Raw genomic sequence first — 26,957 nt, forward strand, 5'->3', positions numbered from 1 at the left:
TGAGCATGAAAGAGAAACTGAAAGTTGGCGTGATTGGGATCGGCCAAGTAGCTGCCATTCATTTGGAAGCCTATCGCACCCATCCTGAGGTGGAAATTGTCGCTCTGTGTGATATTGTCTACGAAAAAGCAAAGCGATCGGCACTTGAGTTGCATGTACCAAGTGTATATACCGACTACCGTGAGCTTATCAAGCAGGAGGATATCGACTTTATTGATATCTGCACACCGAATGCCTTTCATGCTCGCATTGCAATTGAAGGCTTGCTTGCGGGTAAACACGTATTTACCGAGAAGCCGGATGCCATCGATGTGGAAGAAGCACGGCAAATGGCGAAGGCTGCCAGCCAGTCAGGCAAACATCTCATGGCCATGCGTAATAATCGATTTGCGCCAGGCGTACAGTTTCTTAAACGATTCATTGATCAAGGCCAGTTAGGTGAAGCGTATACGGGGCGTTGTGGTTGGCTGCGTCGACGTGGAATTCCTGGCAAAGGCGGTTGGTTCACAACAAGGGAGATATCCGGCGGTGGGCCGCTGATCGATTTGGGCGTACACTTCATTGATGTCGCCATATGGCTAATGGGTAATCCGAAGCCGGTCAGCGTAGTTGGCGCAACCTATACCAAATTTGCCGAAACAAGCTTGTCGGATTCCATTCATAGTGGATATGGTGAGAAGAAAGAAGATGGCGTGTATGATGTTGAGGATTTAGCTTCTGGCTATGTTCGTTTCCAGAACGGAGCGACGCTGCAGCTTGAATTTAGTTGGGCCTCAAATGTGGAGCAGGAGGAGTCTTTCGTTGAACTGCGTGGAACCAAAGCAGGGTTCTCGCTGCGCAAGGGAGAGGTGAAGTTGTTCTCGGAAATCGCAGACACGATGTGCACGACCATTCCTGATTTATCTAAAGCGAAGACAGGCGGGAATCATGCCAAGCATCTCCATCATTTTATCGATGTCCTGCAAGGGAGAGCGGAGCCAATTATACGTCCAGAGCATGGCGTCGACATGATCCGTATTTTATGCGCGTTGTATGAATCTGCACGTGTGGGTAGAGAAGTCAGGCTGGATGAGGAGAGAGGGGAGAGCCTTGAAACAGAAATTCGCTATTCAACTGCATACGGTACGGAAAGAGTTTGAACAGGATTATGCAGGCGTACTAAGGGAATTAGCCGCTATGGGCTGGGCTGGTGTTCAGACTGCCCAGTTGTACAATCATGATCCGCGTGAAATCGCAGCCGTAGTAGCTGAGACAGGTCTTCGCGTTGCAGGCATGCACGTCGGTTACGAGCGGCTCAGCAATCAACTGGATAAAGTGATAGGTGAGGCAGAAATATTCAACACGCGCGACCTCATATGCCCGGCGCTGCCCCCAAGATTACGCAATGAACAAGGATTTCGGGAGGCGAAGTCAGTCTTAAATGAAATTGCTCATAAAGGGAAGGAAAAAGGTCTGCGCATCCATTATCATAACCATGCTTATGAGTTTGAAACGCGTATGGATGGGGGAACAGCGCTATCCTATATGTGCGATATAACTGACGGCAGCGATATATATGCAGAGCCGGACGTGTATTGGGTAAAGAGGAGCGGGATTGACCCTTTGACTTTCATTCAGCAGTACCCTCATCGCATACCTTATATTCACTTAAAAGATATGACGCCAGGGGACAATCCGGAATTCACGGAGATTGGAACAGGCATCATTGATTTCAAGCCTATCCTTATGTGGGGCGAGAAACACGGCATTGAATGGTACGTAGTCGAGCAGGATCAATGTAAAGGGTCGGCAATGGACAGTGTAGCTGTCAGCTATACACAGTTAATACGCCTTTCGCAGGATTAATTCCGACTATTCGCATATGTATTTACGTAAAAATGCAAAAGTCCATTCATAAAGGAGGGGGACAGGTGGCCAAACCCAATATTTTGATTTTCATGACTGATCAACAGCAGGCCGGCGTTATTGCCCGAGATCATCCTTGTCAGATGCCGAATGTTCAAGCTTTAGCCAATGATGGCCTAATGTTCACCCGTGTCTATACGACAATGACGCACTGCTGTCCTTCCCGTGCCTCCTTCATGACGGGAAAATATCCTTCCCAGCATGGCATCCATAATAATGTGAGCAATGCTGCTGCGCTGCGTCGTGGGCTTTTTCCAGGCGTTACGACATTCTCAGAAGGTCTCAAGTCTGCTGGATACCAGCTTTACTTTTCAGGTAAATGGCATATTTCAGCAGAAGAAAATCCTGCAGATCGGGGCTGGGAAGAGCTTCTTGTAACAGCGGGAATGGACGCGGTGATGGGTCTTACCATAGACGATTGGCGGGAAAAAGACATGGTCCAGTATGGACCGAGGCAGCAGGGGGAAATTGCAAGGCCTGGTTGGGGCAATTACAAGCTCTATGGTACTTCGCAAGTGGAATACGAGGATACAAGAGACTATCGGGTGGTACAACGTGCGATTGAGCAGTTGGATAAACTTACAAAAGATGAGACACCATGGTGCATGTATGTAGGGGTAACGGGGCCTCATGATCCTTTTCAAATTCCTGAAAGATATGCACGCATGTACGATCCGTCCCTTATTCCGCTTCCGCCGAATTACAACGATTCGCTTCAAAATAAGCCGGCCATTTACCGGCGGATGCGTAACATTTGGGATCAACTTTCAGAGGATGAAGTCAAAGAATCGATTCGTCATTACTGGGGTTATTGCACCATGGTTGACGATCTGTTTGGAGAAGTCCTTGAATCGTTGGAGCGAACTGGTCAAGCTGAGGATACGTTAGTGGTCTTTTTATCTGATCATGGTGAAAATGTTGGCGCACACGGCTTGTATTTAAAAGGGATCAGTCCGTTCGAAGAAACATATAGACTGCCTTGCGTGCTACGCTGGCCTAACGGAATCGCACGGCCGGGGAGGGAGATCGATGCGCTGACAAGCATTATGGATTTTGCACCGACCTTCTTGGACATAGCAGACGCAAGTAGGTACATTGCAGCGGATACGAAGGGACTTAGCTTGACGAGATGGTTTGACGGCGAGGAGCCGGAAACATGGAGGGAAGCTTTGTTTACACAATGCAACGGAGTAGAAGTGTACTACATGCAAAGGATCGTCCGAACAGAACGGTATAAGCTGGTATATAATCCAACGGATTGCGATGAGTTGTACGATTTGCAGGAAGATCCTCACGAGCTTAGCAATATCGCGAATGCACCAGAGATGCAGGAACTAAAACGATCTTTGTTTATGGCGATGTGGAGAGAAGCTGCGGATGCGGGGGATTTTATTTTTAACCAATATCCGACGGTAGCTTTAGCGGAATGGGGCCCGGCGTGCGCCATTGGAACAAACCGTACACCAGATTTATGAGAGGAGTAAACGGAATGAAAGCGAGCAAATGGTTACATGTAGGACTCACAGCTGTATTAGGTATTGGAGCCTTGACGGGCTGCTCCAGCGGTAGCAAAGAGAACTCAGCTACGGCAGTTGGCGGAAGCGCACAAGAGCCTGTATCGATTAAAGTGATGACCATCCATTATGAGGATCAGCCTCCAATGGAAGGTAATCAGGCGAAAGCATATATCGAAAAGAAGCACAATGTGAAGCTATCCATGGAACTGGTGCCGGCTTCAACCTATGACGAGAAACTGAATGTTACGATGGCAAGCTTGGACCAGTATGACTTAATCCTTTTAAAATCAGGGATCAAGGACCCTAAATTTGAAAAATTAGCAAGACAGGGCGCATTCTACGATCTGACATCCTTGGTCAAAGGGAAAAAGAATTTGGACCAAAACATTCCCGAAACGGCATGGAAAGCTTCCAGTGTTAATCATAAAATTTATGCGATTCCTCGACCGCAATACGCCTATGGGAATGGTTCAGCCAATATTATTATGCGTAAGGACTGGCTTGACCGTTATGGCCTCACCGTACCGAAAACCATTGATGAATTGACGAATGCCTTGCGGGTATTCCGTGATAAGGACCCTGTAGGTGGCGGGAAAACGATTCCTTTTGTCACGTTTGCTGCGCAGGCAGATGATGCAAAGTCTGTTTTCGGCGGAATGGCACCTGTTAAGTTTGCATTTGGCATGCCGAATAACTACCGAATTGAAAATGATAAGGCTGTTTACGCCTTGGAGACGAAGGAATATAAGGATTATCTGGATTGGCTGAAGCAGGCATGGAGCGAGAAGTTGATTAATAAAGACGCGACACTGCTTAAGAATCAACAAAACAAAGATAAATTCCTTGCAGGTGAAGCGGGAGCGCTTGTGTACCATGTAGGTTTGCTAGGCAGCAACAACTATGACAAGCTCAAGACGGTAGACCCGAAGGCTGAAATGGTTGTTTTACCTACGATTGAAGGTCCTGGCGGGAAGAAAGGCGTTAATCAAAGCTTGGGCTTCTTCGGATCCTGGGTGATTCCTTCTACGGTATCGAAGGAAAAAGCGGAGCGAATTGTAGAATTTTTGAATGCCCAAGCGGCTCCGGAATACGAGTATTACCGCAATGGCGGGATCAAAGGCGTTCATTCCACGGATATTAAAGATGGCATTGTTAGTCGTACACCAGAACAGGAGAAACTTAGCGAGAAAGAGAAGCCCTCGACTTTTCTGCTGTTATGGCCACTCGATCCTTATAACTATGCGAATTCAACGGACCCACAGGTGAACAAGTTACAACGTAGTATTCTGGACAGCTTCAAAACAATCGGCGTACTCGATACGTTCTCTGGATTGATTTCACCTACGGACCAGAAAAACCCAGATCATGAGAAGAAGGTCGATGCGTCGGCGATCAAATATGTGACAGGGCAAGCTGGATGGGATGTTGTGCAGAAAGAAATTGCGACTTGGCAACAGAATAGCGGTAATCAGATTGGTAAAGAGCTATTGGAGCTGTATAAGCAGTAGATAGGCTAACTTAGTTAAAGAGAGGTATAAGCGAATGGCAGTAAAGTGGAGAAGTTATGCATGGCTCTATGCGTTGGCCGCTCCGGGCATCATCTATTTCTTAGTCTTTCATTACTTTCCAATGTGGGGGGTATGGATTGCCTTTCAGGATTACAGTCCATTTTTGGGAGTTTTTAAAAGCGAGTGGGTAGGTTTGGAGCACTTTCGTAACTTTCTGACCCATGATGATTTTCCTCTCTTGTTGAAGAATACGCTGCTTCTAAGTTTGTATCATTTGTTTTTTTATTTTCCATTCGTACTATTCATCGCTATCATGCTAAATGAACTTCGGTGGTTGATTTATAAACGGCTGATTCAAACGATCTTGTACCTGCCGCATTTCATTTCCTGGGTAATTATAGCGGGCATGACATTGGTGTTCTTCGGTCCTTCCGGTGTCATCAACCATTATGTAGGTAACGGAGAAGGCATTCCTTTTCTCGTTAGCAATGAATGGTTTCGCTCCATGATGGTGATGCAGCATATATGGAAGGATCTAGGCTGGGGGACGATTATTTTTCTTGCCGCCATAGCCGGGGTAAATCCTGAATTATTTGAAGCGGCTAAAGTGGATGGTGCCGGGCGTTGGCGTCGCATTTGGCATGTTACACTGCCTGGTATTCGCAGCACGATTGTCATCCTGCTCCTGCTGCGTCTAGGACATTCGCTGGAATCGAACTTCATGCAAATTTTTCTGATGTCCAACGCCATGAATTTAGACGTATCCGATGTGTTTGATCTCTATGTCTACCGTGTCGGACTACTTGGCGGGGATTATAGCTTTGCCACGGCAGCGGGACTATTTAAATCGATTGTTGGTTTGATACTCGTATTATTGGCTAATAAAGCTGCCAAATCGATGGGGGAGGAAGGGGTATTTTGAATAGACAAACCTCCCTTTTTGATGTCGGCAATGCCGCTATGTTTCTCCTGCTAGGTTTAGGGGTAGTGATTCCATTTCTATACATGCTGGCGGTTTCGCTCAGTTCCACGCTGGAATCGGCAGGTGGACATTTATATTTCATTCCTAAAGACATCATGCTGGATGCCTACAGGTACCTTTTTTCTACGAATCGATTTATACGCTCGTTAGGCAACTCGGTCTATCTCACTGTCGTAGGTACGCTCATAAATATGTTAGTTTCCATTACGCTCTCTTACGCTCTGTCCAAGAAGAAGTTGCCGGGTCGCCGCACGATGCTGATGTTTGTATTCATTACCATGCTGTTCGGAGGCGGGTTGATTCCTCACTATTTATTGATCAAGTCGCTTGGTTTAATCAATACGTATTGGGCTTTACTGCTGCCGGGAGCTACCAATGCGTTCACCGTACTTGTCATGAAGACGTTCTTTCAAAATTTACCTGAAAGCTTAGATGAAGCTGCGCGTATCGATGGGGCAGGCGAGATTCGCATATTATTTTCTATTATTTTGCCGCTATCCAAGCCGATTCTGGCAACCTTCTCACTGTTCTTCATGGTTCATCATTGGAATGAATTCTTTGCAGCCGTGATTTATCTGAGCGATGCCAGCAAATGGCCGATTCAGGTATTGTTGCGTCAAATGGTTGTAGGAGGTACCGCTGAAGTTGGATCCCAAAGTTCACTGGAGGTAGAGATGGCCACGTCGATCGGGGAAAATGTGAAAATGGCGGCGATTCTGGTGGCTATGCTGCCTATAGTGGCTGTCTATCCTTTCCTGCAGAAATATTTTGCAAAAGGTGCGCTCATCGGATCCATTAAAGAGTGAACGGTGTTGCTTACCATTTTATAGACAAAATGATAAAGTCAAACCAGCCTTTTTGCTATCCCCTCTTTTTCAAAAAGAAGTTATGATGTTTAAAACCAAGTAAACAACTTCGATAAGTTGTATATAAGGGAATAAACTGAAGAGGTGAATAGGATGAATAAGAAAAGGATTTGGTCCACCGCATTGCTTACGCTCGCTGCAGCTACATTGGCTTTCGGAGGGACACCGCTAGGTAAAACGAACACCGCCCATGCTACAGTCAATCTAACTAACTGGAACCCAGGACATTATCTATTGGCGAACGATAAGCTTTCCATTAGTAATGGGGAGTATGATACCTGGCTAACCCAGAAAAGCACGGACGGCACACCAATATTCAGGGGCATTCAAAAGAAATATAGTTGGAATGAACTCGAAGTTCCTAATTCTTCTCAACCTGGCCAATTCGTTTATGATTTCTCCGAAATTCAAGCGGATTTGAACCATCTTACGAGCTTGACGGACTCGAATGGCATTGCTGTTCCTTCCAAATTGGTGATTCAGCTTCAAACCAAAGCATTCGGTGAGGGGGAAACAGCGACTCCTGCTTATATCCAAGGCAGTTACTATGGCGGTGGGGTGTATGAGACAGCCACTGGATCTTATAATCCGATTCGTTGGAATGATCATGTGCGCGATCGAATCAAGGCGCTGTATGGCGCACTTGGAACGAGTTTTAACGGAAACAGCACGTTGGAATCGGTGATTCTATCAGAAACGGCTCAGTCCCAACAACCAGCAAATATTAACAGCCAAAGCATTTCGCCAGCCTTTGATTATACCGTTTATGCCAATGCAATCAGCGACGAAATTGTCGCGCTCAAAGCCGCATTTCCGAATACGGTAACCATTCAATTCACCAACTTTCCCCAACAAAGTCTTAGCGGAATTTTTGCAGCGGAACGTACGCATGGCGTTGGTTCTGGAGGGCCAGACATTAAAGCCTATTCCGCGATTAACACCAGCTTAATCGGAACCAATAACGCGCCTGGCGCTTATGCCTATTATGCGAATGCTTGGAATTACAGCAGCGTTCAAGGACAGATACTATCAGGCATCGTCCCCCTCGGTACAGCTGTACAGTCTGCGGATTATTTTCAAGATGATGCCAAAACGATCCCTGCCAATATCAGCGATTTGTATAACTTCGGTCACGACAAATTGAATCTGAACTATATATACTGGTTATATAACGCAAAACGAATCAATGATGTGGTTACCTTTTTGAAAACGAAAGTAACCTCAACAGACAAAGCGGGTGGATTGTATACGACGCTTCCGACAGCTTATCAATAAAGCTAGTGCTCTTCCTCTGTGCGTCAGGGGGAGAGCTTTTTATGATAGAGGGACTCAACTAACCTATGCGCACAAAGGAGCTTATTCGTTTGGAAACGATAACTAGGAAACAGCATGCCTTAACACCCACCCCTCCGATGGGCTGGAATAGTTTTGATTGTTATGGTTGCGCGGCATCTGAGGCGGTGCTGCTTGAGAATTTGGAAGTGATGGCTGCGCGATTGAAGGCCGCTGGCTATGACTATTTCGTCGTCGACAACGGTTGGTTTGCTGAATATGACATAGAGCCGGGTCACCAATTTCCAACAGCTAAGCATGCACTTGATGTTCGTATAGACGCATATGGAAGGTACTTACCTTCCAATTGTAATTTCCCGAACGGTCTGCAGCCCTTGATTGATCGTACACATGAACTGGGGATCAAGTTCGGTATTCATATCATGCGTGGTATTTCCCGCAAAGCCGTAGAAAGGAACCTGCCGATTTACGGTACGCCTTATCGGGCTGCAGACATTGCCAATACAGCGGATACCTGTGCATGGTGCCATTATAACTATGGAATTGATATGGATAAGGCTGGGGCTCAACAATTTTATAACGCTTGGATCGGTCAGCTCGCCGATTGGGGTGTAGATTTCATCAAAGCGGATGATATTACTGGTTTTCCACGTGAGATCGAAGCGATTGTTAAAGCGATCGAGCAATGCGGACGCGATATCGTTCTGAGCCTTTCACCAGGGGGCCAAACGGTCATTGAACAAATAGGCATGTATAGCCTCGCCAATATGCTGCGGACAACCAAAGATGTCTGGGACAATCAACGTGATATTGACAGGGCATTCGACAAGTGGCTGGAATTTCATGATGTTCGTCAGGAAGGCTTTTGGCTGGATATGGATATGATTCCTTTCGGGCATCTCTGTGTGTGGAGACCGGAAGAGAAACAGCAAGCGGAATCTAGCATATCTTCGCAGGAAGAGTTTTTTAGCGGAAAAGGAAGTGAACGGATGAGCGGGCTAAGCCGCAGCCAAATGCTGACCTTTATTACGATGAGGGCCCTTGCTGCTTCTCCATTATTCATGGGAGGTGCACTTCCCACAACGGATGAGTTTTCATTTGAATTACTTACAAATTCCGATATGATTGCTTGCAATCAAAACGGCATCATGGGAACTAGGGTCTATCATAACGAGGGAATCGAGGCATGGTCTACTTGGAAGCAGGACAGTTTCAACGAGGGATGGATAGGTGTTTTTAACCGAACGGGAGAGCAGAAGTTGGTTGCGATTACACTGCAAGAGCTCGCATTACCGCATGACTCCAGCTTTCTTTTGCGGAATATTTGGGAAGAACCTGCAATGAACTACGACGGGACTTCCATAGAAACGCAGATTGATGCGAACGGCGTATTGTTTATCCATTTTATCGGGAGAAAATGAGGGAGCTTTCAATTTATATAAGGAAGGAATGGATAGGAATGACCGCTGCGATTACACCAAATAATTGGAATATCCTAGTTATTACGTCAGATGAACATAATGCCAAAATCATGGGCTGTGCGAACCACCCGATTATTAGGACTCCTGGTTTGGATCGACTGGCCAGCGAGGGGACACTTTTTACGAAAGCGTATTGTGCTTATCCGATTTGTGCCCCGACCCGGCAAAGCTTTATCACTGGTCAATATCCAATGGAGCATGGCCAACTCAGCAACGCGCATGTATTTGATAAACGCAGTCTGACATGGGCGCATCATTGGAAGCAGCATGGATATACGACGGCTTGTATTGGGAAAATGCATACCAATCATGAGTCTTACGAATACGGCTATGATTACAGATACAGTACAGAGCATTTTACTGAGGAGACTAAAGCGCGAAGAGCATCCGATCCACCGCAATTTGATCCTGATGACAAGCTGGTATTTGATGCTATGACAGATATTCGTCCTGGAGGGAAACAATCTTCACGGCTGCATGGCAAAGTAGTGAACGATGAGTCATTGGAAACCGATGCGATTATGCTGAAAGAGGCGGTACAGTACCTAAAGGATCATCAATCGGAAAAGTTTTTCCTACACGTTTCGTTTGTTCAACCACACTGGTATTGGAATACACCGAGAGACTTTTATTACATGTATGATCCTGCGAACATAGATTATCCGAAAAGCGTCCCAGGTGAGTTGGAAAGCAATGCGGTTGTGTATAAAATGGCAGAGCAAGCTGGCTGGTTTCAGAATACGGAGATGATGAACAAACTGGCGCGAGCCCGGTATTATGGCAGCATTAGCTGGATGGACCATAATGTGAATCAACTGCTGGACACGCTTGACGCGCTTGAGCTCACGGAGAACACGCTGGTTGTGTACTTTTCGGATCATGGGGATATGGCTGGTGAAAAAGGACTGTGGCTTAAAAATCAGATGTACGATTCCTCGGCTCGTATACCGCTCATTATGCGGATGCCAGGTGTCATTCCTGCCGGTGAAGTCAACGACAAGCTGATCAATCATGTAGATTTGTTTCCTACGCTTGCGGGACTTACGGGAGCGCTAGAGCACCTGCCGGCTACTATATCCGGCAACGATCTGTCCAGTTCGGCAATCAGCAGCGGAAGCGGAGATGAAGATTCCCATGTTGCGAGAAGATTTACATTCAGTGTGCAGGGGCTGCAAAGCGTAGATAGTGTACCTATGCAGGTGATGGCAAGGTCGGAACGCTGGAAGTTTATCCAGTATAACCTTGAGGCGCCCGAGCAGCGTTATGTATTGTACGATATGAATAATGATCCGGATGAAACGCATAATTTGGCTTATAGCGATTCATTACAACTTGTTGTTCAGGAGCATCGGCAAGCTATCGATGACTTTCTTCAGGGATTGCGGAAGCCGGTGTATGAGGTTGTGAAGATAAAAAAAGATCTGCCGGTAGCGTAAGATTATAGTTAGTAGTAAGTATCAGTCATCGTCTGCCTTCCAAGGGAACCAGGATGTCCTAATTGTGAATAAGTAGGGGGAGCTTGCAGGGGAACGAATAACCTACTGCAACCATTTTCAACTAGTCTGCGTTAAGATACCGAATACATCTTAGAGAGGCTGGTTGACTAAAATGTTGAAAAAAACAATCGCATCCACTGCTATGGCTGCCGTGTTATTGACTCCTGTCGTACTTGGCACTTCCGTACAAGCTATGAACAATGAACATACATCGGGTTACACCGTTATCAAAAAATTCTCGCTTAACGCGGGTTCAAACCCATCATCTCCTTATTTAGAGGGGGAGAACATGATGGTACCGGTCCGCGAAATTGCTCAAGGTTTAGGTTGGGATGTTAGTTGGGACGGAAATCAGCAACAAGTGAAGCTAGTTAAAGGAAACAGTGTCATTCGGCTTACGATGAACAGAACTCACGGAACGATTGGCGACTTTGAGCCATTCTTGCTGACGACGCCTGCCGTGTTGAATAACGACATGTCCTTCGCTCCGCTTAGGGTACTAACAGCTAGAATGGGAGCAGTAACCTTGTGGGATTCAGCGACGAGCACAGCGTCTATCGCCATTCCAAATGATACACAGCAAACTCACCTCAACTTCGATTTCAAAAAAGATGACGGTGGCTGGCAAACGGGCGTCGCTGATCTTCCTGTCTCCTATCAAGACGAGGATTTCCGTATTAACATGAAAGTAGATAAAGTTAAGCTGAGCGATGGCACTGAAATTAACGGCATGTTGCTAAGCGGGATGAACCGCAGTGATGACTTGTTTATGTATATGTCCAAAAAGCTAGACAGTAGCGCAGGTTTGAAACCGAATACGGAATACGAAGTGAAGTTGCGATTCGACATAGCTACCAATGAAGCTGAGAGCTCTTTTGGTATCGGGGGAGGTTCTGCTTCTGCGGTCTATGTGAAAGCTGGCGTTGTTGACAGAGAGCCTTCTGTTATCAAGGACAGTGCTATGGAGGGTACGCCTTACTATCGTCTAAATCTCGATAAAGGCAATCAATCGACCGAAGGCAAAGAGGTAGCCGTTCTTGGCAATATCGCCAAGCCGAACGCTGAGCAAAGTGGATTCCAGTTGAAAAACTTCGAACGCACTTTCCAAGTGAAAAGTAACGCGGCTGGCGAAGTCTACGTCATTATCGGCACAGACTCCGGTTACGAAGGATTGCAGACGCTCTATTTCACGAATATCGACTTGACGCTCGATCCTAAGAATTAATGACTCTTTCTAGTTGGAAAATAGCTCGTTCCACCGCATCAACAGTTGGGGAGAACGAGCTAATGTCTTACACGAAGTCACCCTTACTGAATCATATCGGATGATTCCGGTGTTGGAGAGCCGCCAATTTTGGCGGCTTTTTGACGTGCACGGAAACGACGGACCTTCATCAAGTTGCCGCACACTTTATCATCACAGAACCGTTTGGAACGGTTTCGGGTTTCGTCGTAGTAGATGGCTAGGCAATCTGAGTTTTCACAAATGCGCAAGCGAGAGGGCTCGCAATCTGTAAGTATGCGACCGAAGGAAGTGGCCACGGCCGCGCCGATACGGGACCAGCCAGCTTGCAAAGGAATCGATTCTAGGCGAAAATCAGAATCCGATTCCGCGATACGCAAATACATCGGTCCGCCGGACAGTGCCCGATTGAGACCTTCTAGATTAGCGGGGTCCGCGGACTCAGATACCGTCAGTTTTTCGACGATATGACGGATGTGTCCCCTCAACTGTCTCAGTTCATCGAATTCTTTCGCTGACGGAGTGCCAGGATAGGGAAGGTTGTGGATAGCGAGCCACTGTTCTAGCCATCCGGGCTTGTCCAGTCGGTCTTCCGAATGGCCACTGCCTTTCCAATCGTGATAGTCGCTTTTCATAAAATCGTCCCATAACATCGCGCCGCAACTCCCTTGTTTTATGTGGAATGGTTTAATTGTAACACTCAAAGCATTCCTAAGCTAGTGTCTTAACGGCTTGAGCGGTGTAGGAAAGTGATGCTTGGTAACGACTTAGGCAGCTATCATACCAATAGTTATGTTCAGTTTGCTTCTATAGTATGTAAAAGTTCATGTAAGTAACCTTCTAAATATTTTTAGAGGGTTACTTGTTTTTGTTTTTAGTTCGTGATATAGTACAACTCGTAACAAACAAAAGTATTTTAGAAGGTTACTTAATTGAACTTTCTCAGCGATTTCCACGCAAAAACGACATCCAAGACCAAACAAAAAGGAGATTACAAACATGACACAAACAAATACTGACAACACCGCAATTCGTCCATTTCACATCCATATCTCAGAGGAAGAAATTATTGATCTGCGTAGACGTATTAACGCGACTAGATGGCCTGAGAAGGAAACTGTAGACAACCACGACCAAGGAACACCGCTTGCCACTATTCAAGAACTTGCACGTTATTGGGCGAATGAATACGACTGGCGCAAGATAGAAGCTAAAATTAACGCGATGCCACATTTCATTACCGAGATTGATGGTCTGGACATTCACTTCATCCACGTTCGCTCCAAGCATGAGAATGCGATGCCGATTGTCATTGCTCACGGATGGCCGGGTTCGATTTTCGAGCAAATGAAGCTTGTTGAACCGCTGACTAATCCTACGGCATTTGGTGGACGTGCAGAGGATGCTTTCCACGTGGTCATTCCTTCGATGCCTGGTTACGGATTCTCAGGCAAACCAACCACAACTGGCTGGGATCCTAAACGCATCGCGAGTGCTTATGGAGAGCTGATGACTCGTCTTGGCTATACGAAGTATGTGGCGCATGGCGGCGATTGGGGTGCGATTGTCGTTGATTTCATGGGTGTTCAAGAGCCAAAAGGACTAATCGGCCTTCACACGAACATGGCTGGCGTCATTCCTGCAGAAGTTGATGCGGCTATCTGGTCAGGGAACCCGCTGCCATCCGGACTCTCAGAAGAAGAGCTGAAAGCATGCCAGCAAGTTCTTGAAAATAAATTCGCCTACGCCGCGATGATGGGAACTCGCCCGCAGACGCTGACTGGACTCGTAGATTCACCTGTCGGTTTGGCTGCCTTTATGCTTGACCATGATTGGAAAAGCCTTGCCTTGATCGCGAGATCTTTCGCGGGAGTCAAAGAAGGATTAACACGCGATGATGTTCTTGACAACATTTCACTCTTCTGGTTTACGAATTCTGGCGTTTCCGCGTCTCGTATCTACTGGGAGAATGGTAAGTCCGGTATTTCCTTCTTCGGCATCAAAGGCGTCAAACTTCCGGTTGCGGTAAGTGTCTATCCAGATGAGCTATATGAAGCACCGAAGAGTTGGGCAGAGAAAGCTTACCCGAATCTGATCCACTACAACAAACTTCCTAAAGGCGGACATTTCGCAGCTTGGGAGCAGCCAGAATTCGTGACTTCAGAGCTTCGTACGGCATTCAAAACACTGCGCTAAACGGATGATGGTTGGGCAATACATTAGGTGAAACTAATTTAATCGGAGACTCACAGCCCCTGGCTGTGGGTCTTTTTGTGCTTGGTATTAATAGGAGATCGAGATCTGGTAAGACTATACCAACAGGGAGTTAATTCCCTTTACATGGCGTCCCATGAGAAGGGAGTTATCGATGATCCCGAAAGTTAAAGATATGGTCTGGAAGAGTTCGGCTTCGTTGAGGTGGCTGTTCGGACTAAAGCTCGTTTATGATTTTGTGCTGACGGGCATGTTTTATTTTGAAAACGCGATGGCTATCTTTTGGAGATTAAGTTTTGTTGCACTTTCTTTGTTGATCTTTCTTTTCGTTAATCTATATTATGCCAAAATGAAAAAACATTGGCTCTTGTTCCTCTTAATCATCGATTTCTTGCTAACCGCTTCTTACGGTTATGTGTATATCGGCGGTCAAATCCCCAATCACTTATTTAATGGCATTACCGCTTTAGCGATTTGTATGTTTGTAAAGAATCCCCGAAAGCTCATCCTGACTGGTGTAAGCTTATTAGTGATTTATTTGATTACGATGGGAAGCATTGATTGGTATATGTATGGACGCTTTGATAAAACAAGCTATTTTATTTCCTCTTCGTTCATTGTGTTCGCCTGCATAGTCAGCTTTTTGATTCATTATCATAAAAAGGCAAGCCAGGAAACCATGCAATTGTATACACAATTGATGCAATCTCACGAGCAACTGCGAGCCTATGCGCACCAGACAGAAGAGTGGGCAGCCGCGAGAGAAAGAGTGCGAATAGCACGTGATATTCATGATACGGTTTGTCATAAGCTGACGGCTTTGTTGGTCCAGATGCAAGCGGCTCGCAAGCTGAGCAGCTTGGATCCTCTACGGAGCGAACAAACCTACTTGGTATGTGAAGAGTTAGTCAGGTCTGCGATACAAGAGGTGCGTCTATCTGTAAGGGCAATCCGAGATGAATCCATTACATCAACTTCATTGGAAGAAAGCCTTACCCGTCTAGCAGAAGAGTTCACTAAATTTGCTAAGGTTCACACTGTTCTTGAAGTGACGGGTATGCCTGTTACCCTCCCCAAAGATCTTCAATTAACGGCGTATCGCATTGTACAAGAATCGCTTACGAATGCTCAGAAGCATGGCCATGCGACCCATGCGGTCATTGGGTTGGCTTTTGCCGAAACAGAATTTTCATTAAGTATACGGAATAATGGCAAATTGCCTGCCACACTTCATCTGGGATTTGGTTTGCTGAATATGAGGGAAAGGGTGAAGGAGTGGAGGGGAGACGTACATTTTGAGATGGATCAGCAAAAAGGCTTTACTGTTGAAGTGAAGCTGCCCTATGCGCAAACAGAAACGGAGGGACACCATTGAAAATCCTCATTGTCGACGATCAGCGGCTGATGCGAGACGGTCTTGCTACAATCATTGGTCTGGAGCCAGGGATGGAGGTGGTTGGAACTGCCGAGGACGGCAGAGATGCTTTTGCCAAAGTTGTCGAGTTGCAGCCGGATGTCGTATTAATGGATATTCGAATGCCGGGGATGGATGGCGTCGAGGGTACGGAGTTAATTCTTAAGCACTACCCAAAGACAAAGGTGTTGATTTTAACCACTTTTGATGACGCGGAACTCATTTTGAACGTATTGGAAAAAGGGGTTCATGGCTATTTGCTGAAGGATATGACCTCGGAAGCGATTATCCGTGCGATTCAGACGGTGTACAATGGAGGGACGGTACTTCAACACGACATTACATCGATGCTGCTCAAAGAATTAATTGCCGTGTCGGATAGAATTCCGAATCAGACCCACGCATTAAGTAACGCGGAGCCAGAGAAACTGCGAGAATTGACGGATCGAGAGAAAGATGTGCTCGCCTTATTGGGTCGCGGGCTTAATAATAAAGAAATTGCTGGCATGCTGTATTTGACAGAGGGTACCGTGAAGAATCACGTCTCTAGCTTAATAGCGAAGCTGGGACTGCGCGACAGGACGCAAGTAGCTCTATTTGCAGTACGTCATCTATTAGGTTGAATGGGCATGACTTTTGGCATAGAAGCATGAAATTATTCATGTTTGGCTATCCAAGGTTTTGCCTTTTTTCGTAGGCAGATCATGACTTTTCACAGCTTTGCTTACGTTCCATTCATGTTATACTTTGTGGGCATAAGGGTAAAGGAAGTGAATGGATGAAAAAGGGCTGGTTTGAACTGGACAAATTCAAGCATGATGACTGTTATTGTTGCGATTGTTCGGATTGCTTGAGAATATGGAAAATCCATATATATTCTTACGAAGCCGATGACGATTCAACACCTGATGTTACCTTGATTTTGAGTAAGTCAACAGAAACCGGCAATGGGTATTTTTTAATGGAATATTCAATTACTTATGTAGGGCGAGCGATTATGTTTGACGAGACCAATGCGATGGTCAAGAAGATAGATGAGGTCAGCAGCACAAATGACGCTATGAGCTTGACTGATCATTTGGTTATCTGCCGCGAATTCTTTGATTGTGGGAAAATGAATAAGACTTGCCCTTCGGAAAGAACCTAACGGAAGGTTATTCCAAAAAACTTTCCGAATGGAGCGCTATTCCTTATGAGCATCAGGTACTGGCATCGCTTTGTCATGATTTTGGTTATATCGCTGGTAATGCCGGCCTTCGACACACACGCAAATGAGATAGAGAATCAGCCTGTAGACAAAAACGCTATCCGTCCTTTTCATGTCCAAGTTCCAGATGAGGAGCTTGCTGAATTACGACGTCGCATAAAAGCGACCAAATGGCCTGAGCAAGAAAGAGTGGCGGATGCATCGCAAGGCGTGCAGCTAGGCATGATGAAAGATCTAGCTCACTATTGGGCGAACGATTACGATTGGCGCAAAGTGGAGGCGAAGCTCAACGCGTTGCCTCAATTCGTCACTGAGATCGATGGGCAGGACATTCATTTCATCCACGTCCGTTCGCCCCACAAGAACGCGCTGCCGATCATCATTACGCATGGTTGGCCTGGATCGGTGCTTGAGCACATTAAGCTAATCGATCGACTGACCAATCCAACCGCATACGGCGGGAAGGCCGAAGACGCGTTTGATGTCGTCATTCCGTCGCTGCCTGGCTACGGCTTCTCCGGCAAGCCGACGAGCCCTGGCTGGGGCCCCGAGCGCATAGCTCGTGCCTGGGATGAGCTCATGAAGCGACTCGGCTATACCCACTACGTCGCACAAGGCGGCGATTGGGGGGCGATCATCGTCGATCAGATGGGTTTGCAGGCACCGAAGGGGCTACTCGCCATCCACACCAACATGCCGGGTACGGTTCCCGTTGAGATTGACAAAGCACTAGCAGGTGGTCCAGCTCCTACGGGACTGTCGGCTGATGAACAACGTGCCTATGATCAGTTGGTTCGTAATACCATGCAAAGCGAGTATGGCAGGTTTATGTCATCACGCCCTCAAACCTTATACGGTATTGCAGATTCACCTGTAGGACTTGCCGCTTGGCTTCTCGATCACAATGATGCTGAGGGCCAACCAGCTGGGGCGTTCGTCGAAGGACTGAAGCGGAAGTCGAGCAAGACTGGCGAACTAACACGTGATGAGATCCTGGACAACATCACACTGTATTGGCTGACGAACACGGGAGTCTCTGCGGCTAAACTGTATGCAGAATATAAAGGCGGTTATTTTAACACCAAAGGCGTCACGATTCCGGTAGCTGTGAGTGCTTTTCCCAACGAAATTTATCAGGCTCCGCGGAGTTGGACAAAGAAGGCCTATCCTAACCTCATCTATTACAATCGACCTGACAAAGGCGGTCATTTCGCTGCATGGGAGCAGCCAGATATTTTTGCAAATGAGCTTCGAGCCGCATTCAAGTCACTACGCTAATTCGTATTTGTTGGAACCATCAGAGTAAAAAATGCAGCCCTTTTGACAGTTGGGCTGCATTTTTACTAATCGCGGTTGTAACTCCCAAAATTTTATATAGATAGTTACTTGTAACACGTTGTTGTTTGTGTTATATTCGTAACTAATAAAATAGATATAAATAGTTACAGCAGATCAAAAAACATGAAAAAGGAGTTTTCCGATATGCGAAAAAAATTAGTCATTATTTTTCTACTCGTTATTTTAACTGCGGGCTCTTTTTATGAAATTAACTGTTTTTTGAACTACTAAGTTGAATTACTGAGTTGAGGGGAAGAGCGAAGTACTACCATTGAAGGAGGAACAATAACATGAGGGCAGCATTCGCATTTCGCTTATTGGATAAACACATGAATCAATTCATACACGTATGTAATCAATGTCCACCAGAGAAACGCGGCGCCATTCCGGAAGGATATAAAAACAATATTCATTGGCAGCTAGGTCATGTTCTATACATTACACATATGGAAGTGCTCGGTCTTTCCAAGCAGCCGCTGATCCTTCCCGAAAGCTATAAAACCTTGTTCGCTTACGGTACGAAACCTGCGGATTGGACAGAAGAACCACCGGAGTGGGACGTATTGATCACGCAATTGAAAGAACTTCGCACGTATATCCATGATACGTTACAAGATAGACTAGATGAGCCCGTGAGCGAGAATTTTCTGCATGCCGAGACGATCGGTGAGCTCCTCTACGCGAGTACGATGCATATCTTCTATCACCAAGGCATCATTTACGGCATGAACAAATCTCTGAAGTCGGTTGTGATCGAGGCTTCCGATACCGCTATTTTTGCTGGTGGCTGCTTCTGGCATATGGAAAAGTCTTTCCGAGAGCTTGAAGGCGTGACTGATGTGCATACCGGCTATACAGGTGGAACAGATGACAATCCGACTTACAAAAAAGTCGTTTCCAAAACGTCCGACCACCTTGAATCCGTCGAGATTCAATTCGATCCTAATGTAATTACGTATGAGGAGTTGCTCCAAAATTTTTGGAAAAACGTTGACCCAACAGACGCGGGCGATCATTCCGCCATTTTTTACAGGAGTCCTGAACAAAAAGAGATTGTGGAAGCATCTCGAAAGGAACTCGCAGCATCTAGACAGTTTAGTAAGCCAGTTCTAACGAAAGTTGCCGCTGCATCAACGTTTTACAAAGCTGAGGACGAGCATCAGAACTATTACAAAAGAGTTCGCGGAGCGGTAAAGAAAACGATGAACAAGTATTTCTCCGATCCGCGGTATCTTGAACAAAATATGTGGGATTGGGAGTGATGAGCCATGAATACGAACTCAAAACAAAGTTATAATGGTGATTTTAATAAAGAAGAAAAGTTAAAAACGCTGACGAAACAACAATATAATGTCACCCAGCATGGTGTGGACGAGAGACCGTATGCGAATGAATACTGGGATAATGAAGCTGAGGGTATTTACGTAGATATCGTTTCAGGTGAGCCGCTGTTTAGTTCAAAAGACAAGTTCGATGCACGTACAGGCTGGCCGAGTTTTACAAAGCCATTGGATACCACTAACGTTGTTATGAAAAAGAAAGGTTTCTTTTCTGGATGTGAAGTCAGAAGTCGCAATGCGGATTCCTTCTTAGGTGATGTGTTTAATGACGGACCTGATGAGACAGGATTGCGATTCTGTGTGAACTCTGCATCTATGAAATTTATTCCGAAAGATGAACTTGAAGCAAGTGGCTATGGTGCCTATCTCCCACTATTTAGTGAGAAATAAAATCAAATCTTTATTCGTTATCTTCATTGTTATTGGACTAATTATGTACAATCATCAAGTTATGCATCTCACTTCAGAAGACATAAGGATTTGGATAATCGCATTTGGCTGGGCAGCGCCCGTATTTTATATCGCTATAAGTGCCTTGCGTCCTTTCATTTGGTTTCCCCAGTCGGTGCTAGCTTTGACAGGCGGATTGGCTTTCGGCACAGGATGGGGCACCCTATATGCTATTATTGGTGTGATGCTAGGCGCGATATTATCTTGGGGGATAGCACGATTATGGGGTCACCGACTGGTTTCCACGAGGTTACAAGAGCAATGGGGCAAGCTAGGGCAACAACTGCAGCAAAAGGGCTTTGTGTATATGTTGATTCTTCGGCTTATTCCTATATTTCCGTTTGACCTTATTAGTTATGGAGCCGGTGTGGCGAAAATGAATGTTTCAGCATTTGTATTCGGTACGCTGCTAGGCATCATGCCAGGAACGTTCGCTTATTGCTTGCTGGGCTCGATGTTCTTACAGGAGAAGACGGTATACAGCGTGATGGTTGCACTTGTTTTCGTGGTTATGACACTGCTCCCGCTTGTTCTCAAGAAACGCGTATTTCATATATAGATTAGAGGAAAGGCATCCAATTGTGATTGGGTGCTTTTCTGCTGTTTTGTGTACTTTCTAAGTGAGATCATCAGAAGCGATTTCGAATAAGGACAACATGTTCGACAAAAAATGACAGAGATAATGTTAGGATTGCTAATTATGCCTAGGATGATATACTTAGTATATTAAAGGCATACGGTCAGGTGATCCAGATGGAAGCGCATTTATATGAACAGCTTTATTGGCATATTGTGCATGAGATTAAAGAGGGAAAGTTGAAGGTCGGAGATCGCGTATCTTCAGAGAAAGAACTTGCTGAGCAGTTTGGTGTCAGCCGCATCACGTCCAAGAAAGCGTTGGAGAAGCTGGCAGAAGAGGGGCTCGTTAAACGCATCCAGGGAAAAGGGTCATTTGTGGCGCAACCAGTTGCGGTTGGGCTAGAGCCTACGCGACATTCTGAGGAAAGAGCGATACTGTCTAATGTCCAAACAAGACCATTGATCGGGTTTATTATTTCTAATTTTTCCGATGAATTCGGCTTGCAGCTGCTCCGGTCGATGGAAAGGCAAAGCGCAGTGCACAACTATGATCTCATCATCAAGCGGACTTGGGGAAGCAGGGAAGAAGAAGAACGCGCGATCCAATTGTTTGTCAGTCTAGGTATTAAGGGCTTAATCGTAACGCCGATCCATGGCGAGCATTATAATGCGGATCTGCTGCGTCTCGTCTTGGACAAATTTCCTGTTGTATTGGTGGATCGATATTTGAGGGGGATTCCGGTTTGCTCGGTGTATACGGACAACAAGAAAGCCGCTAAAGACTTGACACTTCATCTGATCGGGAGAGGCCACAAAGACATTGCGTTTCTGTCTCCTCCTGTAGAAAATACATCAACTTTGGAAGAAAGGCTGCTGGGGTATACCTTAGCCTTTACGCAAGAGGGATTAAAGCTACATCTACCTTATTGTTTGACAAGTTTAAAGGGAATCCTGCCTATTAATTACAATGGAACTGCCAACGATAGTGACAAATTGGCGCTTCAAGGTTTCTTGGAACAATATCCTGAGGTCAAAGCATTCGTCGCTTCAGAATTTTTAGTGGCTACTCTGTTGACTCAGGTCATTGATGCAATGGGCAAATCCTTGGACGACTACGACATCGTATGCTTCGACTCACTGAACGATCATCTAGGGAAGCCAATTTTTACGCACATTCAACAAGATGAGAAACGGATGGGTGAAGGCGCAGTTGACTTGCTCGTCTCCCAGTTAATCGGTGAGGCCGTTCCTGAACAACGAATAATTGAGCATCGGATGATCGTGAGAGCTTAGCTTTAACGGTCACTGAATAGCAAGTAAAAACATGGATATTTCCATGTTTTTTTTTGTCTATTTTGTTATTTAGCTAGGGCAGAAGCCTACCCGCTAAGGTTTGAAAAAGGGATAAAAGTGCACCTGGATGTCGTGATATTGGAGTTGACATGATATATCCGCAAATATTAATATACTTAGTATGTACTAATGCTATTTTATGGAAAAGAGGTGGGACAACTGGTTATCTAGCCAGATATAAGTAAACAGTTTCCTTAGTAAAAGGTTACACAAACGTTGTATTCAACGCCAACATCCTTTTTACATGAAGAAGCTCAACAAGTATGTAAGCGCATACAAAACCTATCTGAAGGGGGAATTATGCATGAGAAAATCCACGAAGCTCATATTTCCAACCATGGTATCGGTCCTCGCTATATCCGTTCTTGCAACCGCATGTTCATCGACGACTTCATCCACAGGAGGTACTAGTTCAGGTACGCCATCAACCACCGCAGGATCCAGCACGACAAGCGGACAGGGAAATGCAACAGTCACACTGTGGCACGGTCTGACCTCCATTGATTTGGAGAATATGAATAAAGTCGTGAAAGCATTTGAAGAGAAGAATCCTTCTATCAAAATCAAGTTGGTTTATACAGAATCCAACGAAGGTGCTGATCAGAAGCTGCTTACAGCCGTTGCAGGCGGCAACCCGCCAGATATTGCCTTTTTCGATCGTTTTAAGGTAGGTTCTTGGGCAGCGCAAGGTTCTTTGACTGATTTGACTACAATGGCTACAGGCGCTGGCATTACGAAGAACTCCTATTATCCATTTGCCTGGGATGAGTCTAGTTATCAAAACAAGCTATATGCGATCCCCTTAGGTACGGATTCCCGCTTACTCTTTTACAATAAAGATCAATTCAAAGAAGTCGGACTAGATCCGAATAATCCGCCCAAAACAATTGCCGAACTTGAAGCAGCCGCTGAAAAATTAACGATTAAGGATGGCAAACGATTCAAGCGTATCGGTTTTATTCCATGGTACTCGCAAGGTTGGCTATATAGCTGGGGATGGTCGTTCGGAGGAGACTTTATGGACCCGGCAACGGGGAAAGTCACGGCCAATGATCCCAAGGTCGTAGATGCGCTGCAGTGGATGACGAACTTTGCGAAAAAATACAATGTTGAAGACATTACAGGCTTCACAAGTGCAGCAGGGACAGATGAGATGGATCCATTCATCACGGGTCAAATTAGTATGAAGATTAGTGGGAACTGGACAGTTGCGGGTATCAAAAAGTTTAAACCAGATCTGAATTATGGCGTTACACCGATACCGACGCCAACGGGAACCAACTTCACAACATGGTCCGGCGGTATGTCTTTAATTATCCCTAAGGGAGCTAAGAACATAGAACCTGCTTGGAAGTTCCTTGAATACTTAGGTAAGGAAGAAGGGCAGTACTTGCTGAATGCGCAGTCGGGGATGTCCGTTATCGATGCTGTAAACGCGAAGTTTGGCTACAAAGACGATCCGATTATGAAGGAATTCGTTAATATTCTTCCGAAATCACACAACCGTCCAGTCGTTCCGGAAGGCCAGCTGCTTTGGAATGAATTAGCTTCTGCAACTGAAAAGTCCACGCGTGGCAGCGGCAGTCCCAAAGAGAATTTAGATAAAGTGACCGAGACCGTTAACAAAGCTTTAGAGAAATATAAGAAATAACATGCTCAATAGGCAGGGGGGAGTCTGTCTCTCCTTGCCTATTGGACGATTCGGGAGGTGGATGTTCATGGCAAATTCAGCAAATTCAGTGCTCGTACTAGACCGTCGAACAACAAGAAAACGGAAATCTTTCCACAAGACAAACTTGATTGGATGGCTCTTTGCATCACCTTGGGCGCTCGGACTACTCGGCTTTTATGCAATCCCGATGTTCGCCTCATTTTACTTCAGCCTCACCACGTATAGTATTCTGCAGCCTGGTGAATTTATCGGTTTGACGAACTACAAGGACCTTTTCAATGATCCATTGTTTTGGAAATCCATCTACAATACGATCTATTTTGCTGTATTCTTCGTACCCTTAAGTATATTTTTCGGTGTAGCGCTCGCCATGATGCTAAATATGAGAATCAAGGGAATGGCCATTTACCGAACGATCTTCTTCTTACCGACGCTTGTACCGCAAGTGGCCTTGGCTGTGCTGTGGATGTGGCTGCTGCATCCAAACTTTGGCTTAGTGAATGGGATGTTAGCCAGCATAGGGATCGATGGTCCTCCTTGGCTAGGTGGTGAATCATGGTCCAAACCATCGTTGATCTTGATGTCGCTTTGGGGAATCGGTCATGCGGTCGTCATCTACCTTGCCGGATTAGCAGATATCCCCGATGAATATTACGAAGCAGCGGAAATTGATGGCGCGAGTTGGTTTCAGAAAACGAAAGCCGTAACGCTGCCGTTGCTAACACCTGTTATTTTCTACAATTTAGTTATGGGTACGATCGGTGCCTTTCAACAATTCACACTTCCCTACACCATGACCAAAGGGCAAGGAACACCTGCCAATTCCATGACATTTTACGTCATGTATTTATATGAGAATGGATTCAAATACTTCAAAATGGGCTACGCTTCCGCCATGGCTTGGATCTTGTTTGTAATCGTTATCGCTTTAACTGGGTTGATTTTCGTAACCTCAAAACGTTGGGTTCATTATCAAGGTAAATAGAGGAGGACATGATGGAATGAATCCACTAGCTAGTAAGAGAGTAAGCCGATCTGTCGCTCATTTATGCTTAATTATTGCTTCATTCTTTTTCATTATTCCTTTTATATGGCTGGTATCAACTTCATTGAAGCCGCTCACACAAATCTTCACCTTTCCGCCAGAGTGGATTCCGCATCCTTTTCAATGGAGCAACTATGCGCGTGCCGTTGACTATATCCCCTTCTGGACGTATTTGAAAAATACAGCGATTATTACAATTGTCAGCACCTTAGGTGTCATCATCTCCTGTCCGTTGGTGGCCTACAGCTTTGCCAAGCTAGAGTGGCGTGGTCGCGATGTATTGTTCTTCGTCACCCTTGCCGTTATGATGATTCCCGGACAAGTCACCATGATCCCACTTTTCCTTTTGTTCAGTAAATTAGGTTGGGTGGGTACCTATCTCCCGCTTATTGTTCCGCAATTTTTTGGCGTCCCTTTTTACATCTTCTTATTAAGACAGTTTTTCCTTGGACTGCCGGATGCCCTTCGGGAAGCGGCACGTATTGATGGCTCCAGTGAGTTCCGTATTTATCTGCAAATTATGTTTCCCTTAGCGAAGTCGGCGGTTTTAGCAGTGGCTCTGTTTCAATTTATGGGGAGCTGGACGGATTTCATCGGTCCGTTGCTGTATTTAACGAATGAGCCATCCTATACGGTATCACTCGGATTGCAGCAATTTCAAAGTCAAAAAGGCTCGGAATGGGGGCTGTTAATGGCCGTCTCCACCTTGATGACACTGCCGGTTATTGTGCTTTTCTTTCTTCTTCAGAAAACGTTTATTAGTGGAATTACCTTTAGCGGTATAAAAGGATAACCAATTCATGCCAATTCTCTTGTAGATTAAGCCTAAAAAAGTGCTTATAATGAAGCATAAATAGGATACTTCAGGAGGCTGTCATGCAATCATTGAATGAGGTAATTGCTTTTATTGCAGAAAAAACAAGTCGCAATGCAAGCGCTTTCGGAGATCGTCTGCCCACGCATACCAAAGATGCTGCGTATGAATTTTCGGAGAATGGCTTTTGGACAGGCGGCTTCTGGACGGGGCTCAATTGGCTTAGCTATGAGCTTACACAGGATGAGCAATTTATGGCTTCCGCACGTAATTCTTACCCAAGATTGCTGCAACGCTTGTACGAAGCACCCCAAACGTTGGATCACGATATTGGGTTTCTATACGCGTTATCTTTCGTTGCGGATTACAAGTTAACGGGGAGTCTCTCTGCTCGCAAGGTGGCTATTGATGCAGCGGACCAACTTATGTCTCGTTTTAATGAGAAGGGAAAGTTTATCCAGGCTTGGAACGTATGGCAGCCAGGTGAGGCCTTTAGTGAGGAAAACAGAGGCCGAATTATTATCGATTGCATGTACAATCTGCCAATCCTGTTCTGGGCTGCGGAAGAGACAGGGGATGATACCTACAGGCAAGTAGCGGAAGCCCATGCTGATACGTGTGCGGGTACGATTATTCGGCCTGACTTTACAGCGTTCCATACGTATGTCTTCGATCCAGAAACGGGTGCACCTAAATTTGGACAAACCTTCCAAGGTTATGCGGACGAGTCTTGCTGGTCCCGCGGACAGACATGGGCAATAGGCGGTTATACACAAGCTTACAAGTATACGGGGAAGAAGGCTTATCTTGATGTTGCGCGTGGCTGTGCGAAGGCCTATCTGGACAGGATTGGCGAAGATCTGGTGCCATTATGGGACTTTGATGTGCCGAATCCGGCACAAGCACTTCGTGACAGTTCAGCTGCCGCTATCGCTGCTGCAAGTCTTCTAGAACTAGCTAAGCATGTCGACAAGAAAGAGAAAAATCTGTATACAGATTTTGCAAGGCGTGTCGTACAGCATCTCTTTGAAGTTTACTCAACACGTGAAGAACCGAACCATGCAGGCTTGCTCCATCATGGTTGTGAACACCATCCAGCTGGCAAGCATGTGGATTGCTCCTTAATTTATGGGGATTATTATTTTGCTGAGGCTGTAGCTCGATTGCTCGGGGTAACCAAAACATATTGGTAAAAGAAAAAGGTACAGCTATCCTCGCTGAATGGGAGGAACTGTACCTT

The 26,957-nt window shown here is 45.7% G+C and carries 24 protein-coding genes; 23 read left to right on the top strand and 1 reads right to left on the bottom strand.

Features of this window, described 5'->3' with window-relative positions; translation table 11 throughout:
* Nucleotides 1-5 precede the first annotated feature (5 nt).
* The 10 genes from AC58QT_RS30380 to AC58QT_RS30425 all read left to right on the top strand — a co-directional run bounded on the left by AC58QT_RS30380 (nucleotide 6) and on the right by AC58QT_RS30425 (nucleotide 12,273).
* Nucleotides 6-1,139, top strand: coding sequence for a Gfo/Idh/MocA family protein (locus AC58QT_RS30380; protein ID WP_497412259.1), 1,134 nt, complete (start codon nucleotides 6-8; stop codon nucleotides 1,137-1,139).
* Nucleotides 1,090-1,845 carry a sugar phosphate isomerase/epimerase family protein gene (locus AC58QT_RS30385; protein WP_497412260.1) on the top strand — a complete coding sequence of 252 codons (756 nt, stop codon included), beginning with the start codon at nucleotides 1,090-1,092 and terminating at the stop codon, nucleotides 1,843-1,845. The genes AC58QT_RS30380 and AC58QT_RS30385 overlap by 50 nt, the downstream gene beginning before the upstream one ends.
* Nucleotides 1,846-1,910: 65 nt before the next feature.
* Entirely contained in the window at nucleotides 1,911-3,380 is a 1,470-nt protein-coding gene (locus AC58QT_RS30390) for a sulfatase family protein (RefSeq protein WP_497412261.1), read from the top strand.
* A 14-nt stretch (nucleotides 3,381-3,394) separates the two neighbouring features.
* Nucleotides 3,395-4,930, top strand: a complete 1,536-nt coding sequence (locus tag AC58QT_RS30395) for a type 2 periplasmic-binding domain-containing protein (protein WP_497412262.1) — start codon at nucleotides 3,395-3,397, stop codon at nucleotides 4,928-4,930.
* Between the two features lie 34 nt (nucleotides 4,931-4,964).
* Nucleotides 4,965-5,852: an ABC transporter permease gene (locus tag AC58QT_RS30400; protein ID WP_497283434.1), complete on the top strand. Its 888-nt coding sequence runs from the start codon at nucleotides 4,965-4,967 to the stop codon at nucleotides 5,850-5,852.
* Nucleotides 5,849-6,718 (top strand): carbohydrate ABC transporter permease, encoded by an 870-nt coding sequence (locus tag AC58QT_RS30405; RefSeq protein ID WP_497412263.1) that lies wholly within the window; start codon nucleotides 5,849-5,851, stop codon nucleotides 6,716-6,718. Before AC58QT_RS30400 ends, AC58QT_RS30405 begins: the two co-directional genes overlap by 4 nt.
* Nucleotides 6,719-6,871: 153 nt before the next feature.
* Nucleotides 6,872-8,053, top strand: coding sequence for a hypothetical protein (locus AC58QT_RS30410; RefSeq protein ID WP_497412264.1), 1,182 nt, complete (start codon nucleotides 6,872-6,874; stop codon nucleotides 8,051-8,053).
* Nucleotides 8,054-8,142: 89 nt separating this feature from the next.
* Complete coding sequence (locus AC58QT_RS30415; protein ID WP_497412265.1) at nucleotides 8,143-9,492, top strand: glycoside hydrolase family 27 protein; 1,350 nt, start codon at nucleotides 8,143-8,145, stop codon at nucleotides 9,490-9,492.
* A 38-nt stretch (nucleotides 9,493-9,530) separates the two neighbouring features.
* Complete coding sequence (locus AC58QT_RS30420; RefSeq protein ID WP_497412266.1) at nucleotides 9,531-10,988, top strand: sulfatase-like hydrolase/transferase; 1,458 nt, start codon at nucleotides 9,531-9,533, stop codon at nucleotides 10,986-10,988.
* Nucleotides 10,989-11,160: 172 nt separating this feature from the next.
* Nucleotides 11,161-12,273 (top strand): stalk domain-containing protein, encoded by a 1,113-nt coding sequence (locus tag AC58QT_RS30425; RefSeq protein ID WP_497412267.1) that lies wholly within the window; start codon nucleotides 11,161-11,163, stop codon nucleotides 12,271-12,273.
* 83 nt (nucleotides 12,274-12,356) lie between these two features.
* Here the strand turns inward: AC58QT_RS30425 and AC58QT_RS30430 are convergent, their stop codons facing one another.
* Nucleotides 12,357-12,944 carry a CGNR zinc finger domain-containing protein gene (locus AC58QT_RS30430; protein WP_497412268.1) on the bottom strand — a complete coding sequence of 196 codons (588 nt, stop codon included), beginning with the start codon at nucleotides 12,942-12,944 and terminating at the stop codon, nucleotides 12,357-12,359.
* Between the two features lie 346 nt (nucleotides 12,945-13,290).
* Between AC58QT_RS30430 and AC58QT_RS30435 the strand changes: the two genes are divergently transcribed.
* From AC58QT_RS30435 to AC58QT_RS30495, 13 genes are all read left to right on the top strand, one after another.
* Nucleotides 13,291-14,487 carry an epoxide hydrolase family protein gene (locus AC58QT_RS30435; RefSeq protein ID WP_497412269.1) on the top strand — a complete coding sequence of 399 codons (1,197 nt, stop codon included), beginning with the start codon at nucleotides 13,291-13,293 and terminating at the stop codon, nucleotides 14,485-14,487.
* 172 nt (nucleotides 14,488-14,659) lie between these two features.
* A complete protein-coding gene (locus AC58QT_RS30440) occupies nucleotides 14,660-15,880 on the top strand; it encodes a sensor histidine kinase (protein ID WP_497412270.1) in 1,221 nt (406 codons plus the stop codon).
* A gap of 29 nt (nucleotides 15,881-15,909) precedes the next feature.
* Nucleotides 15,910-16,542, top strand: a complete 633-nt coding sequence (locus tag AC58QT_RS30445; RefSeq protein WP_497412300.1) for a response regulator — start codon at nucleotides 15,910-15,912, stop codon at nucleotides 16,540-16,542.
* A 155-nt stretch (nucleotides 16,543-16,697) separates the two neighbouring features.
* Nucleotides 16,698-17,066 carry a hypothetical protein gene (locus AC58QT_RS30450; RefSeq protein WP_497412271.1) on the top strand — a complete coding sequence of 123 codons (369 nt, stop codon included), beginning with the start codon at nucleotides 16,698-16,700 and terminating at the stop codon, nucleotides 17,064-17,066.
* 45 nt (nucleotides 17,067-17,111) lie between these two features.
* A complete protein-coding gene (locus AC58QT_RS30455; protein WP_497412272.1) occupies nucleotides 17,112-18,404 on the top strand; it encodes an epoxide hydrolase family protein in 1,293 nt (430 codons plus the stop codon).
* Between the two features lie 350 nt (nucleotides 18,405-18,754).
* Nucleotides 18,755-19,726, top strand: a complete 972-nt coding sequence (msrA, locus tag AC58QT_RS30460; protein WP_497412273.1) for a peptide-methionine (S)-S-oxide reductase MsrA — start codon at nucleotides 18,755-18,757, stop codon at nucleotides 19,724-19,726.
* Between the two features lie 6 nt (nucleotides 19,727-19,732).
* Nucleotides 19,733-20,194: a peptide-methionine (R)-S-oxide reductase MsrB gene (gene msrB / locus AC58QT_RS30465; RefSeq protein WP_497412274.1), complete on the top strand. Its 462-nt coding sequence runs from the start codon at nucleotides 19,733-19,735 to the stop codon at nucleotides 20,192-20,194.
* A complete protein-coding gene (locus AC58QT_RS30470; protein WP_497412275.1) occupies nucleotides 20,139-20,813 on the top strand; it encodes a TVP38/TMEM64 family protein in 675 nt (224 codons plus the stop codon). The genes msrB and AC58QT_RS30470 overlap by 56 nt, the downstream gene beginning before the upstream one ends.
* A 194-nt stretch (nucleotides 20,814-21,007) precedes the next feature.
* Nucleotides 21,008-22,126: a GntR family transcriptional regulator gene (locus tag AC58QT_RS30475; protein ID WP_497412276.1), complete on the top strand. Its 1,119-nt coding sequence runs from the start codon at nucleotides 21,008-21,010 to the stop codon at nucleotides 22,124-22,126.
* 364 nt (nucleotides 22,127-22,490) lie between these two features.
* Complete coding sequence (locus AC58QT_RS30480) at nucleotides 22,491-23,837, top strand: ABC transporter substrate-binding protein (protein WP_497412277.1); 1,347 nt, start codon at nucleotides 22,491-22,493, stop codon at nucleotides 23,835-23,837.
* Nucleotides 23,838-23,904: 67 nt separating this feature from the next.
* A complete protein-coding gene (locus tag AC58QT_RS30485) occupies nucleotides 23,905-24,843 on the top strand; it encodes a carbohydrate ABC transporter permease (protein ID WP_497412278.1) in 939 nt (312 codons plus the stop codon).
* Nucleotides 24,844-24,859: 16 nt separating this feature from the next.
* Nucleotides 24,860-25,696: a carbohydrate ABC transporter permease gene (locus tag AC58QT_RS30490; protein WP_310500721.1), complete on the top strand. Its 837-nt coding sequence runs from the start codon at nucleotides 24,860-24,862 to the stop codon at nucleotides 25,694-25,696.
* An 83-nt stretch (nucleotides 25,697-25,779) separates the two neighbouring features.
* Nucleotides 25,780-26,910, top strand: coding sequence for a glycoside hydrolase family 88 protein (locus tag AC58QT_RS30495; RefSeq protein ID WP_497412279.1), 1,131 nt, complete (start codon nucleotides 25,780-25,782; stop codon nucleotides 26,908-26,910).
* Nucleotides 26,911-26,957: the final 47 nt, after the last annotated feature.

This window comes from Paenibacillus sp. J31R109, from assembly GCF_059692055.1.

Coding starts and splice junctions, on each gene's coding strand:
- AC58QT_RS30380 (WP_497412259.1), top strand. CDS start 6: ATGAAAGAGAAACTGAAAGTTGGCGTGATTGGGATCGGCCAAGTAGCT.
- AC58QT_RS30445 (WP_497412300.1), top strand. CDS start 15,910: ATGCGAGACGGTCTTGCTACAATCATTGGTCTGGAGCCAGGGATGGAG.
- AC58QT_RS30480 (WP_497412277.1), top strand. CDS start 22,491: ATGAGAAAATCCACGAAGCTCATATTTCCAACCATGGTATCGGTCCTC.
- msrB (WP_497412274.1), top strand. CDS start 19,733: ATGAATACGAACTCAAAACAAAGTTATAATGGTGATTTTAATAAAGAA.
- AC58QT_RS30470 (WP_497412275.1), top strand. CDS start 20,139: ATGAACTTGAAGCAAGTGGCTATGGTGCCTATCTCCCACTATTTAGTG.
- AC58QT_RS30455 (WP_497412272.1), top strand. CDS start 17,112: ATGAGCATCAGGTACTGGCATCGCTTTGTCATGATTTTGGTTATATCG.
- AC58QT_RS30430 (WP_497412268.1), bottom strand. CDS start 12,944: ATGTTATGGGACGATTTTATGAAAAGCGACTATCACGATTGGAAAGGC.
- AC58QT_RS30440 (WP_497412270.1), top strand. CDS start 14,660: ATGATCCCGAAAGTTAAAGATATGGTCTGGAAGAGTTCGGCTTCGTTG.
- AC58QT_RS30395 (WP_497412262.1), top strand. CDS start 3,395: ATGAAAGCGAGCAAATGGTTACATGTAGGACTCACAGCTGTATTAGGT.
- AC58QT_RS30485 (WP_497412278.1), top strand. CDS start 23,905: ATGGCAAATTCAGCAAATTCAGTGCTCGTACTAGACCGTCGAACAACA.
- msrA (WP_497412273.1), top strand. CDS start 18,755: ATGAGGGCAGCATTCGCATTTCGCTTATTGGATAAACACATGAATCAA.
- AC58QT_RS30475 (WP_497412276.1), top strand. CDS start 21,008: ATGGAAGCGCATTTATATGAACAGCTTTATTGGCATATTGTGCATGAG.
- AC58QT_RS30400 (WP_497283434.1), top strand. CDS start 4,965: ATGGCAGTAAAGTGGAGAAGTTATGCATGGCTCTATGCGTTGGCCGCT.
- AC58QT_RS30425 (WP_497412267.1), top strand. CDS start 11,161: ATGTTGAAAAAAACAATCGCATCCACTGCTATGGCTGCCGTGTTATTG.
- AC58QT_RS30435 (WP_497412269.1), top strand. CDS start 13,291: ATGACACAAACAAATACTGACAACACCGCAATTCGTCCATTTCACATC.
- AC58QT_RS30450 (WP_497412271.1), top strand. CDS start 16,698: ATGAAAAAGGGCTGGTTTGAACTGGACAAATTCAAGCATGATGACTGT.
- AC58QT_RS30495 (WP_497412279.1), top strand. CDS start 25,780: ATGCAATCATTGAATGAGGTAATTGCTTTTATTGCAGAAAAAACAAGT.
- AC58QT_RS30410 (WP_497412264.1), top strand. CDS start 6,872: ATGAATAAGAAAAGGATTTGGTCCACCGCATTGCTTACGCTCGCTGCA.
- AC58QT_RS30420 (WP_497412266.1), top strand. CDS start 9,531: ATGACCGCTGCGATTACACCAAATAATTGGAATATCCTAGTTATTACG.
- AC58QT_RS30490 (WP_310500721.1), top strand. CDS start 24,860: ATGAATCCACTAGCTAGTAAGAGAGTAAGCCGATCTGTCGCTCATTTA.